The organism is Paenibacillus sp. JT22N12 (genome assembly GCF_056269365.1).
In genome coordinates this window covers 1-17,924 of the sequence record NZ_JBWDNU010000021.1, presented here as the reverse complement: position 1 = coordinate 17,924, position 17,924 = coordinate 1, and the positions used below count along the sequence as shown (strand labels likewise).

Annotated in this window: 13 protein-coding genes; 10 read left to right on the top strand and 3 right to left on the bottom strand. The window is 52.7% G+C overall.

What is annotated here, in order from left to right:
• Window positions 1–205 precede the first annotated feature (205 nt).
• The 5 genes from yycF (at window position 206) to AC0YOA_RS35820 (ending at window position 5,973) form a co-directional block, all read left to right on the top strand.
• On the top strand, window positions 206–949 hold the full coding sequence (yycF, locus tag AC0YOA_RS35840) for a response regulator YycF (protein WP_475769404.1): 744 nt from the start codon (window positions 206–208) through the stop codon (window positions 947–949).
• On the top strand, window positions 946–2,787 hold the full coding sequence (gene walK / locus AC0YOA_RS35835; RefSeq protein WP_475790627.1) for a cell wall metabolism sensor histidine kinase WalK: 1,842 nt from the start codon (window positions 946–948) through the stop codon (window positions 2,785–2,787). Before yycF ends, walK begins: the two co-directional genes overlap by 4 nt.
• Complete coding sequence (locus tag AC0YOA_RS35830) at window positions 2,784–4,175, top strand: YycH family regulatory protein (protein ID WP_475790626.1); 1,392 nt, start codon at window positions 2,784–2,786, stop codon at window positions 4,173–4,175. Before walK ends, AC0YOA_RS35830 begins: the two co-directional genes overlap by 4 nt.
• A gap of 21 nt (window positions 4,176–4,196) precedes the next feature.
• Window positions 4,197–4,925 (top strand): two-component system regulatory protein YycI, encoded by a 729-nt coding sequence (gene yycI, locus AC0YOA_RS35825; protein ID WP_475790625.1) that lies wholly within the window; start codon window positions 4,197–4,199, stop codon window positions 4,923–4,925.
• 241 nt (window positions 4,926–5,166) lie between these two features.
• Window positions 5,167–5,973: an MBL fold metallo-hydrolase gene (locus AC0YOA_RS35820; RefSeq protein WP_210046641.1), complete on the top strand. Its 807-nt coding sequence runs from the start codon at window positions 5,167–5,169 to the stop codon at window positions 5,971–5,973.
• On the opposite strand, the gene AC0YOA_RS35815 is transcribed toward AC0YOA_RS35820, so the two are convergent.
• On the bottom strand, window positions 5,942–6,163 hold the full coding sequence (locus tag AC0YOA_RS35815) for a hypothetical protein (protein WP_210046634.1): 222 nt from the start codon (window positions 6,161–6,163) through the stop codon (window positions 5,942–5,944). The genes AC0YOA_RS35820 and AC0YOA_RS35815 overlap by 32 nt on opposite strands.
• Before the next feature lie 289 nt (window positions 6,164–6,452).
• Here AC0YOA_RS35815 and AC0YOA_RS35810 point away from each other — a divergent pair, with 289 nt between their 5' ends.
• The 5 genes from AC0YOA_RS35810 (at window position 6,453) to AC0YOA_RS35790 (ending at window position 17,125) form a co-directional block, all read left to right on the top strand.
• Entirely contained in the window at window positions 6,453–7,853 is a 1,401-nt protein-coding gene (locus AC0YOA_RS35810) for a S1C family serine protease (protein WP_475790624.1), read from the top strand.
• A gap of 133 nt (window positions 7,854–7,986) precedes the next feature.
• The gene (locus tag AC0YOA_RS35805) at window positions 7,987–8,154 is read left to right on the top strand and encodes a CxxH/CxxC protein (RefSeq protein ID WP_475790623.1); all 168 of its coding nucleotides are present in this window, start codon (window positions 7,987–7,989) and stop codon (window positions 8,152–8,154) included.
• A gap of 3 nt (window positions 8,155–8,157) precedes the next feature.
• On the top strand, window positions 8,158–8,637 hold the full coding sequence (rlmH, locus tag AC0YOA_RS35800) for a 23S rRNA (pseudouridine(1915)-N(3))-methyltransferase RlmH (protein WP_475790622.1): 480 nt from the start codon (window positions 8,158–8,160) through the stop codon (window positions 8,635–8,637).
• Window positions 8,638–8,994: 357 nt separating this feature from the next.
• On the top strand, window positions 8,995–10,095 hold the full coding sequence (locus AC0YOA_RS35795) for an FAD-dependent monooxygenase (protein WP_475790621.1): 1,101 nt from the start codon (window positions 8,995–8,997) through the stop codon (window positions 10,093–10,095).
• A 1,054-nt stretch (window positions 10,096–11,149) separates the two neighbouring features.
• A complete protein-coding gene (locus tag AC0YOA_RS35790; RefSeq protein ID WP_475790620.1) occupies window positions 11,150–17,125 on the top strand; it encodes an S-layer homology domain-containing protein in 5,976 nt (1,991 codons plus the stop codon).
• A gap of 87 nt (window positions 17,126–17,212) precedes the next feature.
• On the opposite strand, the gene AC0YOA_RS35785 is transcribed toward AC0YOA_RS35790, so the two are convergent.
• Both AC0YOA_RS35785 and AC0YOA_RS35780 read right to left on the bottom strand, forming a co-directional pair.
• Complete coding sequence (locus AC0YOA_RS35785; RefSeq protein ID WP_475790619.1) at window positions 17,213–17,380, bottom strand: IS3 family transposase; 168 nt, start codon at window positions 17,378–17,380, stop codon at window positions 17,213–17,215.
• A 69-nt stretch (window positions 17,381–17,449) separates the two neighbouring features.
• Window positions 17,450–17,924: S-layer homology domain-containing protein (locus AC0YOA_RS35780; RefSeq protein WP_475790618.1), on the bottom strand; the 475-nt coding region annotated here is incomplete at its 5' end.

The following is a 17,924-nucleotide window of genomic DNA, read 5'->3' as shown; positions in this document are numbered from 1 at the left end:
AGCGGCACCCTCGGCTTAAACGCCGCAGCGGTGCTTTTTTTGTCGGTTTTTCTGCCTGTATATGGATAGAAGGCATGAGGGAAGTTTCATTTGGGAACAGGGTCGCTCCTATGATAGAATAGAAGGGAGTTTACAATAATGAAACAGGGCAACCCTGATATTACGATAAATAAAAACTAGCCACAAGTGATGGGGCGGTGTGACGATGCACGGTAAAATTCTGGTCGTAGACGACGAACAGCCGATTGCAGATATTCTGAAGTTCAACCTGGAGAAGGAAGGCTACCAGGTCATTTGCGCTTTTGACGGCGGGGAAGCAGTCAGGCTGGCTTTTGAAGAGCAGCCGGATTTGATTTTGCTGGATCTGATGCTTCCGGTGAAGGATGGCATGGATGTCTGCCGCGAGGTGCGGAGCAGGCTCCAGACGCCAATCATTATGCTGACCGCCAAGGATACGGAGCTCGACAAGGTGCTGGGTCTTGAGCTGGGTGCGGATGATTACGTGACGAAGCCGTTCAGCACAAGGGAGCTGCTTGCCCGCGTGAAGGCGCATTTGCGGCGGCAGAAGGCGGACGTTACCATATCCGGTAATACCTCCGGCGGGAGCGCGGAAGACGAGAAGCAGGGGCTTGGAATTTTCAACTTGTTCATCGATACGGATATGTATGTGGTGTACAAGGATAACGAGCCGCTGGATCTGACGCATCGCGAATATGAGCTTGTGTATTATTTGGCCCGCAACAGCGGGAAAGTGATGACACGGGAGCATCTGCTGCAGGCGGTATGGGGGTTTGAATATTTCGGCGATGTGCGGACAGTCGATGTCACGATCCGGAGGCTGCGGGAGAAAATAGAGGACGATCCGAGCCGTCCGGAATATATTCTGACACGCCGGGGCCTTGGCTATCTGATGCGTAATCCGAAGTCCGGAGGATTCGGGTACGGATGAACGGAATTCGTTTCTTCCGCAGCATCCAGGTGAAGCTGATTATCATTTATGTGCTGCTGATTCTTATTGCGATGCAGCTGATCGGGGTTTACTTCATCAGCACGATGAAGACATCGCTGACAAGTACGTTTGCGAAGAACATGAATGAACAGGCTAACCTGCTCTCGGAGTTTGCGGCCCAGACGTTATCCGGCCAGCCCGGCAATACGGCAGAAACAAGCGGTCAACAGACGACTGAAGAAGATCTGAATATGCTCGTGCGCAGCTTGTTCAGTATTAATGAAGCGGAAATCCAGGTATTGGATGCCACGGGGAAGGTGCTGGCTACCTCTCTTCAGGCCCACCAGTCGTATATAGGAAAGAAGAATACTTCGCTTACAGTCAGCCGCGCCCTGCAGGGGATCCGTGACAATGAAGAAGATGTCATTGATGAAGACAGGGTCCGCAAGAAAATTATCGCCAAGCCGGTTATGAACGGGGAGAAAATTGTCGGAGCCGTCTATCTGGTGGCCTCGATGAAGGATCTGTACCAGACGGTCGACCGCATTAACCGGATCTTCATGTCGGGCATGATCTTCGCGCTGGGGCTGACCGGTGTGCTGGGCGTGCTGCTGGCGCATACGATCACGAATCCGATCAAGGGGCTGACCCGTCAGGCGGCAGCGGTCGCCGAGGGCCGCTTCGACCAGCAGGTTCCGGTGCTTGGGGACGACGAAATCGGACGGCTATCCGCCGTGTTCAACGATATGACGATGCGGCTGCGCGATGCGCTCTCGGCCAATGAGGAGGAGAAGGACAAGATTTCCTCCATTCTGGCGAATATGAGCGACGGTGTCGTTGCTGCCGATGAGCATGGCATCGTCATGATCACCAATCGCAGGGCCCGGGAAATGCTGCGAGAGGATGAGTGCGAGGGCCTGCGTCTGAACGAGCTGTTCGGACTGGATGGGGAGAAGCTCTCCGAGCTGCTCAGCGGCAATGAGGAAGTGGCTGTAGTCCACCATCACGTCCAGTCAGCAGGCGACGAGGACGAGCTTATGCGCGTGACGTTCACGCCGATTCACCGGCGGGACAAGGGCATCTCCGGCACCATTGCGGTGCTGCAGGATGTCACCGAGCAGGAGCGGCTGGAGCAGTCGCGGCGGGAATTCGTAGCCAATGTATCGCATGAGCTGCGGACGCCGCTGACGACGATCAAGAGCTATACCGAGGCGCTGGATGACGGGGCCATGGAGGAGCGGGAGCTTGGTCAGCGGTTCGTCGGCGTCATCCGCAATGAGACGGAGCGGATGATCCGGCTCGTCACCGACCTGCTGCATCTCTCCCGGCTGGACTCCAATCAGGCGCCGCTCCGCAGGCAGCAGACCGGGGTTCCCGAGATGCTGGAGGAAGTGGCGGACAGGTTTTCATTTCAGCTGCGGAACAAGTCGATTCGTGCGGAGGTAGATGTCGAGAAAGGCATCGATTCCGTCTGGCTCGACCGCGACCAGATCGATCAGGTGCTCGACAATCTGGTTTCCAATGCGATTAAATATACGCTGGATGGCGGACGGATCGTGATTTCCGCCCGCAGGCTGGACCCGGCCATGGTGGCAATCAGCGTCAAGGATACCGGGATCGGCATTCCCAAGAAGGATTTGAACCGCATCTTCGAGCGTTTCTACCGGGTGGATAAAGCGCGCTCCCGCAATATGGGCGGCACAGGTCTTGGGCTGTCTATTGCCCGGGAAATTGTAAAGGCGCATGGAGGCTCGATTTCGCTCGATTCCGAGCTGAATGAAGGGACTACGGTTACGGTCATGCTGCCGGCTCCGCAAGAGGAAGGTGAGCGGGCATGATGGAAAAAACGAAGACCGGGCTGCTTGCCGCGCTCGTTATTATGAGTCTGCTGCAAAGCTATTTGCTGGCTTACAGCATGCCGGGCTTGGGCGTTACGACATCGTCAGCGCAGGATTATGTGCCTACGGAGTCGATGGGGCAGGAAGGGAAGCTCGAAAATCTGATTTTTCCCGAGGATATTGTGCTTCATATGGGTAAAGGAAAACATACGGTTCTTTATCCGGCGATGAATTTCTTCAATCTGATCTATACCAAAATTCAAAGCCGCGAATTCAAAGGGTTTCAGCGCAATACCGTTTCTGTGCTCGATTGGGATGCGGTGCGCGACAATGACCAGGGGGTCGAGCTGCGCTTTGGCACGGGCGTTCCGGTAGAGTTGCTTGGCAAGGTATTGAAGCTCGAGGGCGACCTGCAGTTTCTGGATGATGTGATTGACCGGATCTGGATCTTCAAGAGCAGCGAACGGGAAGAGGTGCGGACGTATTTCTTCAGCGCGAACGGGACGACTGTCTATGAGTCCGTCAAGGCCGATCTGACCGCGCAGGATGTGCAGATGTATGTCGGATTCGGCGAGTTTCAGACCGCGTATACACCGGTTGAGGATGATCTGTACATTCCGGCAGGTCCGATTGAATCCCAGCAGGCGATGGTCAAATACCAGACGTACTCACCGGAGCAAATGCAGCGTAATCTGTTCTTCGATCCCGGCGTAACGCGGGCGATTGTCGACCGCAGCGGTTCGCAGATCTTCACGGACGGCAAGCGCGGCCTGCAGGTGGAGCAGAACGGCAAATGGATCAGCTATACCGATCCTGTCGCCGGCCAGGGCGGGAGCGACAGCGAGAGCGAGAACGTGTATGAATCGATCAAATTCATCAATCAGCATGGCGGCTGGGACGGCCTTCATCGGCTGATCCATTCGGAGTCGATGAATACGCTGAGCGTCAGCTACCAGCAGTATTACAGCACGCAGTTCTATGGCGCCTATCCGATTGTGCCGAACTATCCGTTCATGTTCGGAGAGATGAAGCTCAGACTGCAGCAGGGAGTCGTCTCCGAGTATGCGAGATCGCTTATTACGCTGGATAAGAAGGCGGAATCCCAGGAGGTCAGATGGCTTCCCGGCGGCGAATCCTTGAAGAGCGAGCTTGCTCACTACAGCCGGCGGGGCGAGGTTGCTGCACTTTATCCGGCTGTGCTTGCCACAACCGAGGATGACAATGTTCTGAAGCTTGAGCCTGTATGGACCGTCCGACTGGATGATGGTACGCAGGAGGTGCTGATCGCGTCATTGACCAGGAAACCGAAGCCCGGCGAGCCGGGCGGAGCAGCGCTGCCGCCGGTTGACGGCTCTGCCTTGGAATCGGGGAATGGCAAGACCAAATAAGCATGCAAAGGGGGTCAACCGATGGATTGGGGCAGGGCGAAGAGTGTGCTCATATTTGCGTTCCTGCTGCTGAATGTCATACTCGGCTATCAGCTTTGGCTGAACATCCGGGAAGGGCAAAGCGCGAACGCCGGCGCCAATTCCCTGCCGCCTGATACGCTGGCTATTATGCAGCAGAAGGATATATCTTTTGCCGCGAACATGCATATTCCATCGGATACACCCAAGCTGCGGGATTTGACCTTCCGTGTGACGAACAAGCTCGGCATCGGCGAGCGTCACGAGCTGGAGAAGCCGGTCGAGAGCAAGATCGTGTTCAACGAGAAGGAGCTGCAGAGCGATCTGGGCGCGGTTATTCCGGATCTGGATCAATATGGCTTTGATTCCGACCGGGATGTTGAATTTGTCTTTAACCGGATGGTCGAAAACCGGCCGATGTTCGATGTGAAGCTTGAGCTGTTCTACAGCAACCAGAAGATTACGGCGTACCGCCAGGATGCGATCGAGCTTGTTACAGGCGAGGAAGCGCCGGCGCAGACTGTGATCTCGGCAACGAAGGCGCTGGGAAGCCTGATTGAGCTTCATCTGCCTAACGGGGCGGTAATCCGGGAGATCAAGCTTGGCTATCACGGTCAGCCTTTTGACTCGGAGACGCAGTTCTGGTCGCCTTCCTGGCGTGTGCTTCTGGAGGATAACAGCGCCTATTATTACGTGGACGCAGTTAGCGGCGAGGTGGAGACGGTCTCGTGATTTTTGGAACCTTCTATAGAATCCATATGTTCACTCTTGTACAGTTCTATAAGCTCTAAGGAAGAAATGAGCTGGGCCGCCGCCAAAAGGACGGCGACAGCCGTTTCTTCTTGGATTACGGAAACAATTCTGTGAAACTATCAGATGAGAAATGTTAGAATTGGGTATCAGGTGCAACCTGGAGTACGGTTGGGTCGTCGAGAAGGATGGGGAGCAGGGGAAAGGACAGGTTCGAGAAGCTATGGGACTTCGATTTACGGTGCTTGCCAGCGGGTCGACGGGGAACGCGACCATTGTGCAATGCGATAGTGCGACCGTGCTGGTCGATGTGGGACTGAGCACGAAGAAGATGGAGGAGCTCATGCGCGAACGCGGTGTTGCCGGGCATCACCTGGACGCGATTCTGGTTACGCATGAGCATTCCGATCATATTAAGGGCTTGGGCGCATTCGCGCGGAAATTTAATTTGCCGATCTACGCCAATCAGGCGACATGGGAGGCGCTGGAGCGCCATGTGGGACAGATCGCCGCCGAGAAGCGGGTGGTCATCGAGACGGGAGAGTCGGTCACCTTCGGGTCGATGAAGACAACCTCGTATGCGATCTCGCATGATGCCGCGGAGCCGGTCGGCTACACCTTCGATTATGAAGGCGAGAAGCTGGGCCTGGCGACGGATCTGGGTTATGTGAGCGATAAGGTGCGGCTGGTGCTGGAGGATTCCGATGTGCTGGTGCTGGAGTCCAATCACGATGTGGACATGCTGCGGATGGGGCGGTATCCCTGGAATATCAAAAGACGGATACTGAGCGATCTCGGCCATCTGTCGAATGAAGCGGCCGGCGAGGCTCTGTGCCAGCTGCTGACGGACCGGACGAAGCGTGTTTATTTGGCTCATTTGAGCCTTGACCACAATTTAATGGATTTGGCCAAGCTCACGGTGAATAACATATTAGAGAGCAATGGTTTCTTCTTCCGCAAGGACGAGTATCCCCTGCGGGAAACCTATCATAATAAGCCTACGCCATGGGATGAAGTGAAGCGTCGATAAGCGATTCAAGCTGAACGTCGAGCATTGCGGCTTTCTGCTCAAGCTCCTCTCTGGTCATCAGGCCTTTCTCGATCAGAATGTCGGATAAGGCGCTGAGCGTCAGCAGGACACGATAATGGTCATTCTTGAGATCGGCGAGCTTGGCGGCCAGATTCAGATGATCCAGCGCGGCGGATGATTTGCCTGTCATATCATTTTTTCGCTCCTTTAAAAATAAAAGATTTTAAATGTACATACAGGGTAATAACGGAGTAGAGGCGTGCAGATGCATTTAACGGACCGTTGCTCTCTTGCCAACAGGACTGCAAATTCGAGTGTGGCTATTACCATAACAGAGGTTAGCACCAACTGAATGTGGCCTATGCCACACTAACCGTTATTGTGTTCCTATTACTATTCTAGTCTATTCTTCCGATATCATTCCTAGATTTGTAAAAAAATGATCTTGATGTCCGAGGCATCGAGAGGAGCGATTATAGATGAGCTTGTTCGACGACGATTTCTATTCCACACGCGTATCCCGCCGCACCCGTTCGGCCAAAAAGGAAGAAAAGCCCTTCTCATCCCGAAGGAGAAGCAGCATGAAGTGGTCCAATACCAGTATTGTCGTAACGTCGTCGCTGGTCAGCGCGATTGCGGTCGTGCTGGTGTTCGGTATGGTTACCGGATTCGACCGGTCCGGAAATACGGTAAGCGGCGCATCGGCTCCGGTCAGTTCCCTGAATGCGGCAGATCCGATGGATAAGACGATCCAGGCGGCGGCGAAGGTGCGCCCGGCGGTCGTAAGTATAATTAATGAACAATCGCTGCCTGCCTTCGGGAACGAAGACGGCGGCGATGCATCCTCGGGGACAGAAGATAGTGACAACGGATTGGCGCAGGCCGCCCTTGGTTCGGGATTTATTTTCGAGAAGGTGAAGGGCAAGGCTCATATCATTACGAACTATCATGTGGTGGCGGATGCGGAAGCCTTGAAAGCCGTGATGAGCGACGGGAGAACGCTTGACGCGAAGGTTGTCGGCAAGGATCAGATAACCGATCTCGCGGTGCTGGAAATTGACGGCAAGGGAATCGACACGGTGGCGGAGTTTGGCGAATCGGACGATCTGCAGGCCGGTCAGTGGGTCATGGCGATCGGCAATCCGCTGGGTCTCAGCGATTCGCTGTCCCTCGGGATTGTCAGCAAGACCAAGCGGGTCATTCCCGTCTCGCTCAGCCAGGATGGCGTGTACGATTGGGAGCAGGAGGTTATTCAGATTGATGCCTCCATTAATCAGGGCAACAGCGGCGGGCCGCTGATTAATCTCGACGGCAAGGTGGTTGGGATCAACAGCATGAAGGTAGCGGATTTCGGCGTGGAAGGTGTCGGCTTTGCGATTCCTTCCCATATCGCGATGCCGATCGTGCAGAGCCTGCTTAAGAATGGCAAGATAGACCGGCCTTATCTGGGCGTCTATACGATGGATCTGGATCAGTATTTTGCCCAGCAGGCGCTGGGTCTGGGGGATTCGAATGCGGACGACTCAGGGGATACCGGGGAAGACCCGGATTCCAGTGCGGATCCAGACACCAGCACGGAGAGCGATGGGGATTCTGCTGCCGATGAGCAGGCGCCAGCCACGGCTGATGAGCTGAAGCTGCCAAAGGACGTGACGTCTGGCGTTATCGTGCTGCAGGCGGTGGGACCGGCTGAGCAGGCGGGCCTGAAGTTCAATGATGTAATCGTGAAGCTGGATAAGACGGCGATCGGGAGCACGATGGACCTGCGCAAATATTTGTACGGGAAGAAGACCATCGGCGACGAGATCGAGATTACGTATTACCGGGACGGCAAGAAGAAGACGGCTGCGTTTAAACTGGGTGAAAATACGGAAAACTAGAGGATAGGCGTGAAGCGGATCAGTTCCTGTGCAGGCGTCCCGGCGTGAGGGATGCTCAGGGTGGGCTGATCCTTTCGCATGTAAGCGGTCGGACAAAAAACGATAGAATCCATCATGGGGGGACAAGCATCGAATGTATTGTGTATGCAAGGAGCATGTTGAACTGGCGATTGATAAATTTGTCGACGATTATGAGGATGCACCGGATATTGTCGATTTGAAAACCACGACGTTCTCGGAGTGGATCAAGCCGGATACCTGCGATCTGTGCGAGCGGGCCGCCGAGTATCTGGTGGTGTAGCCGATGCTGATTCAGATTGCGGCGGTGGGGAAGCTGAAGGAGAAATACCTGGCGATGGGGATCGCCGAGTATGCGAAGCGTCTCGGGCCTTACGTGAAGCTGGTGCTCACGGAAGTAGCCGATGAGCGCGCGCCGGAGACGATGAGCGCGGCGGAGGAAGCGATGGTCCGCGAGCGCGAGGGTGAGCGGCTGCTCGCGCAGCTTAAGCCGGAAGCGCATGTCGTTGCGCTTGCGCTGGAGGGCGAGCTATGGTCCAGCGAGGATCTCGCGGGGCAGCTCGATCGATTAGCCACGTATGGGCGGAGCCACGTGGCTTTTGTCATTGGCGGGAGCACGGGCCTGTCTCCCGCCGTGCTGCGCCGCGCCCAGCAGAAGCTGAGCTTCGGGCGCATGACCCTGCCGCACCAGCTGATTCGGCTGGTGCTGGTGGAGCAGATTTATCGGGCGGTGAAGATAAATCGGGGGGAACCATATCATAAGTAGGGCGAAAAATTGGGTTGTGTGTACCCTGGTTTTAAAGAAATTATGTAGAGGTTCCTAAAGGAATTTAGGACTTTTGTTGATGGATATTAGAGGCTATCGTGATATTCTGCTCTAGTAATGCTCCCACTTGTTTTGCTGTATCTTCTGTGCTGGTGTTAGGTTGACTCAATATAAAGGATTCTACAATGCCTAAAACAGCCATACCTAAAAATTTCAAAAGTATTTCGGTTTCTGTTGTACCGTACCTCTTATGGAACACACGCCCGTCTCCGCACGATTTTGTTAATATTCAGTTCATAAACCTATCGTACCCTATACAACATCGACATTATACGAATAGAGGCGGAGGGATTGAATATGAAGAAAAATGTCTTAGTTAGCGGGGCAAGTTTCGCCGGCATCTCAACAGCCTACTGGATGAATCAGTTGGGCTACAACGTGACCATTGTTGAAATCTCCGAAGGTCTCAAAAAAGGTGGCACACCTGTAAATATCCGCGAGAATACCGTCGACATCGTGAAACGTATGGGGCTACTCGACCAAATCCAGTCGAACAAAATAGACATGGAAGCGATGGAATTCAGAAATTCCGAAGATGTCATCGAAAGATTGGTAATCCGCGAACAGCTTAAAGACGAGGAATATGAAATCGAGCGAGATGTGTTGTTGAATATCATGTTCGAGGCGATCAAGGATGATGTCGAGTTTATTTTCGGAGATAGCATAACGTCGTTGATGGAAGAAGGTAACGGCGTCGACGTAGCTTTTAAAGGGGGCGAAAAGCGCACGTTTGACCTGGTATTTGGCTGCGATGGTATTCATTCGGCCGTCAGAAAATATAGCTTTGGCGAGGAAACGGAATTTTCGCATTTCCTTAAAACTTATTTTTCTATCACGATCGTGGATAAGTTGTTAATCCGGGAGAATACGACGCAGGTGTACAATGAGCCGGGAAGGGCAGTCATGCTGAACGCCTACAACAATAAAACCGATATCGTCCTCTGTTTTTCTTCGGAGAAGGAAATCCCATACGATTACAGAAACGAAGAGCAGCAGCGAAATATCATCTTGAATCAGTTTTTCGGAATGGGCTGGCGAATGCCGGAATTGTTGGAAGAAGTAAAGAACTCGAAAACTTTTTACTTCGACAAGCTCTGCCAAATGAAAATGCCGTCGTGGACAAAAGGCAGGGTAGCGCTAGTCGGTGATGCAGGATATTGCACCTCTCCGGCTGCCGGCATGGGTGGATCGCTCGCAATAGACGGGGCGGCCGCTTTGGCCGATGCTTTTCAAAAAAGCGATGGCGATTTTGAACTTGCGTTCCAAGAATATAATAAGAGTTTCCGTCCATTTATCGAGGAAGTGCAAGTGAACGCGGCAATGTTCGTAGATTTTCTTGTCCCACGAACGGAAGAAGCCATTCGCGAAAGAAATTTGCAAACAGGGAACGATCTGTAAGTCCGATCGAACGTCTCTTTCAGCATCTGAAGAACAGGTTCGTTCACCGTCAGCTTCTTTCCGCCTGCTCTTTCAAGCCATTGTTCCACCTCCTCATCGTGTGCTCCAGCTTGCGTGAAGAATGTCGTCAGGTATTCGTTGTCGTACAGCACAACGACTTTGTACGCCTGGAGTCCGTCGTCTAAGTCGAGCAGTTCGACGTACTCGGGGCAACTGCCCCGCAGTCCGTCGTCTTCGTGACCCATCAAGGCTGTCACGCGACATACTTTAAGGGATTTTTCGCCGATAGCACCGTTAGGCTGAACCCTATCATAAGTAGGGCGAAAGTCAGAATTATATTCTTAATGATCGCATTGCCATCCATGGAACCAACCAAATTTCCTATACTATACCCTAGAATGACTACACCACGACGGATAGTCACAGATCAAACTCGCTGTTGCAATGGAATTAGCTGAAGAGGTTATGAAACTTATCAATTAAACATGGAATAATCAGAATACCACTCCGGCAAGAGTGGTATTTTTTCATCCAAACCCGGGATGCAAATGACTAATTTGATTTCGCCCTGTAAATGCTGCTCTTTTGTAAAAAACCACGCAGATATACCATGATTACAAATAACCGCCGGATGTCTCACAACGAGCATTTGGCGGTATTTGTGCTTTATTCGTTCTTCTTGCTGGGCACTATGATGGCCATGCACAGTTTCGCTGTGATATTTACGAATACTTAACGAGTGCTTTACAAATGACTTCATGTTTTATGCGATATTTTTGTTATTATTTCGAGGGATGCAAGGATATGTATAAAAATAACAATCTAATTTGCAATTATATATACAAAAGGAGGCGTGAGCATCGAACGGTGTAGGGAGTCAGTTGCCAAGTTCCACTGGTTATCTGCACCGAGATTATAGAATGGCTGTTTAAGCAGAGTCTGACGAGAATAATTCAATTTACCGCCTTTCATCATCTGAATTGGCGTGATGGTAAGCAAAACAATGAAAGAACGACATCCAGACACTCACAAGTAGAAGAAGGAGCTAGAGAATATGAAAAGACGCTTTCAGCAGTATCTTTCTTGTCTTTTGGCACTGTTAACTGTTTTTACGCTGCTGCAACCAACGGCCGCATGGGCTTTGGAGACCGATAACGGTTCGACTTCACAAATGATATGGCTTTCCGAAATATTCCCCAATGACATTGCGCGCAATACCACCTACACAGGACTTAGTGGCGCAACCATAGACAGCATGGATTATATCGAGATCTACAACGCTTCGGACTCGGAGTTGGATTTCGGGGCAAACTACAACCTGGTTTATACCGATTTGGATACAGCTGCTAGTGTAGACAAGATCTTTACTTATAATGAAACTGAGTTGAAAATCCCGGCCAAAACGCCTGCTGTGTTCTGGGTACGGCGTGTCGATTTGGAGAATAAAGGGAAAACCATGCCCGACGAGGCTGCTTTCCGTGCAAGCACGGGGGTTCCGGATGGCGTGCCCGTCTTTTCCGTTACGAATCAGACGGCTCTGAAAAATTCAACAGCCAAGTTGGCTATCGTTGCGAAAAGCAATAATGAAACGGTCTCCACCTTTACCTACGTCACGGCTGACGCGGGTACGACGGAGGGCTCGAGCGTCTATCTCCGGGCCGTGGAGGGACAAGCCGCCTGCCTTTCCATTGCTACGCAGGCTCCCGCCTCTGCCGGCCGGGTGAGCGATGAGCAAAAGACGGTCAAGCCCAAGGCGATTGTCACGCCGGGAACCGTCAGCCGCACTAGCGAAAGCGCGGCAACCGTGACGTTTACTACTTATGTAGCCGGTACCTATTATTACGAGGTCGTCGCTGACGGCGCTCCCGCCCCGACAATCGATACTTCAACCGGCGGCGGTACTGCCATCGACGCGAATTCCGAGACGACGATAACGCTGACGACGCTTACCGACAGCAGCGCCAAGGATATCTATATTGTGCTGAAGGACTCGTCGAATATGGTCAGCGATCCGCTGAAGATAGACATTGATGCCTACACGACAGCTGGAAGCCCGGTGCTCTTTCTGACCGAGATCCTCCCCAACGACATTGCGCGCAACAATGAATATACAGGCCTCAGCGGCGCGACCATAGACAGCGAGGATTACATCGAGATCTACAACGCCTCGGACTTTGATGTGGATTTCGGAGCAAACTACGACCTGGTCTATACCGATATGGACACAGCGAGTATTGCAGACAAGACGTTTACTTATAGTGAAACCGAGTTGATCATACCGGCCCATACGCCTGCCGTGTTCTGGGTACGACGCGTCGATTTGGAGAACAAAGGGAAAACGATGCCCGACGAGGCCGCCTTCCGTGCAAGCAACGGGATTCCGGATGGCGTGCCCGTCTTTTCCATCAAGAATCAGACGGCTCTAAGAAATACGAAGGCTAAGTTAGCCATCGTTGCGAAAAGCAATAACGAAACGGTATCTTCCTACACCTACGTCTCAACCGACGCAGGCGCGACGGAAGGCTCCAGCGTTCATCTTCAGGCGGCGCAGGGACAGCCCGAAGCTCTTTCCATCGCTACGCAGGATCCTCCCACCGCCGGCCGGGTAAGCGATGATCAAAAGACGGTCAAATCCGATCCCGGTGTTGTTCCCGTGCTGACGCCGCTTTTTGAACCCGGCCAGTATGACACGGTCCAGGAGGGAACGGATCTCAGCATTCCCTATGGCTATGTGGATTCAACCGGCGTCAAGAGCTTTGTGATCTATTACCGTACGAATGAATCCAGCCCTTGGCGTTCCCTGGCGGGAAACTCGTTTAATATACGGACGCCCGGAAGATTCTACGTTGAAATTGGCGCCGACCGTTATCTGAATAGTGATTACATCGAATATTATCTGGAAGCCAAAAACACGTTCCGCTCGGCGGTTACACCCGTTCACAGAGTCACCGTAATCAGCAACAACGATTTTACGGGCCTGCGTTCGAACCTGTCCGAGGGTGAAACGGTTTCCGGCACCGTCGACGTCGTGGGAAGAGCAGGCGATGACGCTGCTGTAGACATCAGTATCGACGGCACTTCAGTGGACAGTACCCGCAGGCTTGAGCAGGGCGCTTATTTTGCCCTGGACATTAGCGGGCTGGACGGTCCCAAAGATGCTATTACCGCAAACGGAAAGCTCGTACAGGTATTCTCGCGCTGGTATGACGTTCTGCCCTCCCGCGCTGTTAGGATTGACAATAATCTCTTTACGTTTAATCAGAACGGTGACGCTGACGTGACCATCCGTGTCAACGCAGGTACTGAAATCGACGCATTGGATATCACACCCGGCACCGCTACCGACAACTTCAATGTGACGAATTTCTCCTTGGTGCTTTCTAACGGTATAGTTGTATATCCGGACGGCTCCGTCAAGACTTCGGATCTCGTGACGCTGAACAGCAGCAAGCGTTATGTCGAGCTGTATTTCACCGTTCCGCACGGATCTATGAATGCAAACGGCAAAGTCTGGGATACCAAGCTGGTTTCGGACGGAAGTCATACCATAACCATTTCCTCCGGAAACGGCACCAAGGACATTCACGTGAAAGTGGACAACACAGCTCCCGTGATCAGCGCCAATGTTCCGGAACAAATTGACGGTGCGTATGCGTTTTTACCTCAATATACAGATGCTTCGGAAGTCATGATGGATTCGCTGACGCTTGAACTGGATGGGGCGTCTCTGAACGGGACAAGCTTCAATGGCTCTGCACTCGCCCCAGGTACCCATACGCTAAAAGCTTCCGTGCAGGATGCTCATGGGAATACCGGAACGAAAACGTGGACCTTCTCGTCCAGTAAAAATTACCCTGCATTCGCCAATGTATCCTCGTCAGACGTGAACGCAGATTCGGCAACGCTGACGGCTGTCCTGAGCGGCGGAGACGGCGCGGAGGTTTCTTTTCACGAGGCGCAAGCCCTGACCGTGGGCAATGGCATAACAGTCTATCAGGGCCATGGCGACGGTACGGCCAACGCTGAGTCCGGTACCCTCGGCGCGGTTACAAGCGACAACGGCAGTCTTCCGTATCAGATGTACGCCTTCGATGTGCAGGATGCAGATACCTCTCTTCGGGTCTCGCTTGCGGCCAGCACGGATTATGGCAAAGACGTACGCCTCTATGTGCGCAGCAGCGCAGCCGACCGGTGGATTCCGCTAACTTCTACTTATGAGGATGGTAAAGTCACCTCGGTAATCGCGACCGGCGACTATATATCGAACGGAAAGGTCTATGTGCTCGCTCAAGGAAGAGGCAGCGAGATGTTGCCAACTACTAAAGCCGATCATGGCAGTACGGTTGCCAACAATTATGTCTGGGACGGCACGGGTGAGCCGACTCAGTACGATTTTTCCATCGCCTGGGAGACCGACACACAGTATTACTCGGAAAGCTACCCTGCCAACTTCGAAATCCTAAATAACTATATTGCCAGCAATAAGGATCGTATGGACATCCGTTATGTCGTGCACACCGGCGATGTTGTGGATGACATCGATGAGATATATCAATGGCAGCATGCCAATCAGTATATGAAAATACTGGAGGATGCTAAATTGCCTTACGGCGTCCTGGCCGGCAACCATGACATTGCAAACCATAACGCCAAATATCTAAATTACCAGACTTATTTCGGAGAGGACCGCTTCAAGGGCAGCAATGTTTACGGCGGTTCCTACGAAGATAATCTAGGCCACTACGATCTCGTCACTGCCGGGGGTCAAGACCTGATCTTCGTCTATATGAGTTATGATTTTGATCAGAATGCCGCTGCCTGGATGAACAAGGTCCTGGCGGAATACCCGGACCGTATCGCCATTTTGGCCTTCCACAATTACTTGGGTGCGACCGCTGATGTGGACGATGCCGGTGTCTACTGGCAAAATCAGGTGGTCTCCAAGAACCCCAACGTGAAGCTGGTGGTTGGCGGACATTATCACGGAGCCTCCATCAACGTCACGGCGTATGATGACAATGGAGACGGAGTAAAAGAGCGCACGGTCTATCAGATTCTCACAGATTACCAGACCGGAGAACAGGGCGGGAACGCCTACTACAAGACCCTGTATTTTGATCTTGCAAACGGTAAGGTCTATATGAATTCCTATTCTCCAAAATTGAATGATTATAATTACTTCGACACGCCTAAATTGAGCTCTTATGGAGTTGGTGCGAAAGCATACGCCGAGGATATATACGAGCTCAGCCTGGATTTTGACACGGCACCGAAAACACTGACGGTTAGCGCCATGGACGCCGTCATGTTCGACAACGCTGCCCTCGGTACGACGGCGGCCGATAACGCCTCGGCTTCCGTCTCAGTGGACAACCTTGCTTCAGGAACAAACCACACATGGCTTGCCGTCGCGTCTAACTCCGCGGGGAAGGCTTACAGCGAGCTTGATTCCTTTACAACACAAGAAGGCGCATCCGATACGACGGCTCCGACACTGACCGCCGGAACCGTGAGCCGTACCAGCGACAGCGCCGCAACGGTGAAGTTTACTTCCAATGAAGCCGGAACCTATTACTACAAAGTCGTGAGCGATGAAGCCGATGCGCCAACGATCGACACGATCGGCAATGGCACAGCCTACGAAGCCAATAAGGAGGTAATGATTTCACTTACCAGCCTCAACGCGGGTGCGAAGGATATTTACATCGTGGCGAAGGACGCGGCGGGCAACAAGAGCCATGTTCTGAAAATCGACATCCCAGTCTATTCCGCCCCGTCCGGCGGTAATACCGGCGGCGGCTCAGGCGGCAACACGACTACCTCTCCTTTCGTTGAGATTAGCACATTCGGAAATACGGATACCATCAGCTTCACGCTAACCGGTTCCACCGACAGCTCAGGCAAAGCCACGGGCAGCGTCGATTCCAGAACTGCTTCCGCTCTGATAGACGGCGCCAAGGCGGCAGAGAAAGCAGGCAGGAAGGCCGACGTAAAGATCAAGCTGGATTCGGCTAAATCGGCTATGTCGGCGGAGGTTACGATCCCGAAGGATTCGTTCAGCAGCCTCGCCACCGACACAGACGCCGAACTGACGGTAGATGCTGGAATCGGTATCGTGACTTTCGACGCAACCTCGGTTGATACGATAAACTCGGCGTCTTCCTTAGGGGATATCAAGATCAGCGTTGCCAGAGCGGACACCTCGGGTATGTCCGAGGGGACGAAAGCGCAGGTCAGTGGCAGGCCGATCTACGACTTCACGGTCACCGCGGGGGGAACGACGGTTTCCAACTTCGCCGGCGGGAAAGTGAAAATCAGTCTGCCGTACACCCTGTTGCCTAGCGAGGACCACAACGCCATCGTCGTCTTCTACATCCGTGACAGCGGTGAGCTCCAGACCGTTCTTGGCAAATACAGTCTAAAAACCGGAATGGTGGAAATCACAACCAAGCACTTCTCGAGATATGTCGTTGGCTACAACAAGGTAACCTTCAACGACGTGGTTGCGACAGCTTGGTACTATGACGCTGTTACCTTCAATGCAGCCCGTGGGATCACCAATGGCATAGGCAATGGCGTCTTCAGCCCCGATGCGACGCTGACGCGAGGCCAGTTCCTTATCATGCTGATGCGTGCCTATGGTATCGATGCCGCAGAGCAGCCTACGGATAACTTCTCCGATGCAGGCAACACCTACTACACGAATTACCTGGCGGCGGCCAAGCGACTGGGCATCACAAACGGCGTTGGCGACAATAAATTCGCACCTATCAGCCAGATAACCCGGCAGGATATGTTCACGCTGCTCTACCGTGCGTTGGATGTGCTGGGCGAACTGCCTGAGACAACCGGCAGTACAACCACAAGCGATTTCGTCGATGCCTGTCAGATCTCGAATTACGCCAAGACTGCGATGAGCACGCTGGTCAAAGTCGGGATCATCTCAGGAAGCGGCGGAAAGCTTAACCCGACAGGTACCACGACCCGTTCCGAAATGGCCCAGGTGCTGTACAACCTGTTATCGGTCTAAAAGAGAAACTCATCCCGTCAAGTAAACAGCAAAAAAATAAAAATCACTTAAGCGGTCTTAGTCCTGAATGCCAGGGACTGAGGCCGTTTAATTTTGCTGGAATCGCTCGTTATTGTAAAAATGAATGGAGTCATTAAAGTCTCTTTGAAGTTCCTCGAAGGTACGGCAGGCATGTAATAAATACTTTTCGCATTTGAGGGTCCCCACAAAATAGCTTTTCAAATTGCGCCCGTCCTTGACGTGGCACTCCTTCATCTAAACTCGGACTGCAAATTAACAAAAAAAGAGAGGACGAATAACGTCCTCTCCCTTCAAGGGCAACCCTTATTTTTGTTGATTCGAGTACCGTTTCAAAACCTCAAGCACGTGGTTGACCATAGCTTTCGCATCTGCATGGGTAATTCCGTCCTTGGGATTAAACTTGCCGTCTGAGTCCAGTTCCACGATCTTCAAAGCAATCGCCGTCTGAATGGCGCCTTCGTTCAGGACATCGATCTTGTCGTTATCCTTGATCTCCACCGGAATCAGATTGAGCATCGGCAGCTGGCCGCTTGTTTGAAGAGTATGAACCAGCAGGTACGTGAACGACTCGCGGGTCACGCTGGCATTCGGATCGATCTTGATCTGCAGGTCCGCATCAGGACCGGCGGCTTCCTTGATCAACTGAACAGCCTGTTCCGCCGTGAGAGTCGTGCTCTCGTCGCCAGGTGCCGGGTGAGCTTTCAAGTATTCCACGGCTTTGTTGACGATTCCGGTGGCATCGGTACGGGTAATGTTGGCCTTCGGATTAAAGTTGCCG

Bases quoted from the DNA above. Each gene is read 5' to 3' on its own strand.
- AC0YOA_RS35820 (WP_210046641.1), top strand. From the start codon at position 5,167: ATGGGACTTCGATTTACGGTGCTTGCCAGCGGGTCGACGGGGAACGCG.
- AC0YOA_RS35805 (WP_475790623.1), top strand. From the start codon at position 7,987: ATGTATTGTGTATGCAAGGAGCATGTTGAACTGGCGATTGATAAATTT.
- walK (WP_475790627.1), top strand. From the start codon at position 946: ATGAACGGAATTCGTTTCTTCCGCAGCATCCAGGTGAAGCTGATTATC.
- yycI (WP_475790625.1), top strand. From the start codon at position 4,197: ATGGATTGGGGCAGGGCGAAGAGTGTGCTCATATTTGCGTTCCTGCTG.
- AC0YOA_RS35785 (WP_475790619.1), bottom strand. From the start codon at position 17,380: ATGAAGGAGTGCCACGTCAAGGACGGGCGCAATTTGAAAAGCTATTTT.
- AC0YOA_RS35810 (WP_475790624.1), top strand. From the start codon at position 6,453: ATGAGCTTGTTCGACGACGATTTCTATTCCACACGCGTATCCCGCCGC.
- AC0YOA_RS35830 (WP_475790626.1), top strand. From the start codon at position 2,784: ATGATGGAAAAAACGAAGACCGGGCTGCTTGCCGCGCTCGTTATTATG.
- rlmH (WP_475790622.1), top strand. From the start codon at position 8,158: ATGCTGATTCAGATTGCGGCGGTGGGGAAGCTGAAGGAGAAATACCTG.
- yycF (WP_475769404.1), top strand. From the start codon at position 206: ATGCACGGTAAAATTCTGGTCGTAGACGACGAACAGCCGATTGCAGAT.
- AC0YOA_RS35795 (WP_475790621.1), top strand. From the start codon at position 8,995: ATGAAGAAAAATGTCTTAGTTAGCGGGGCAAGTTTCGCCGGCATCTCA.
- AC0YOA_RS35815 (WP_210046634.1), bottom strand. From the start codon at position 6,163: ATGACAGGCAAATCATCCGCCGCGCTGGATCATCTGAATCTGGCCGCC.
- AC0YOA_RS35790 (WP_475790620.1), top strand. From the start codon at position 11,150: ATGAAAAGACGCTTTCAGCAGTATCTTTCTTGTCTTTTGGCACTGTTA.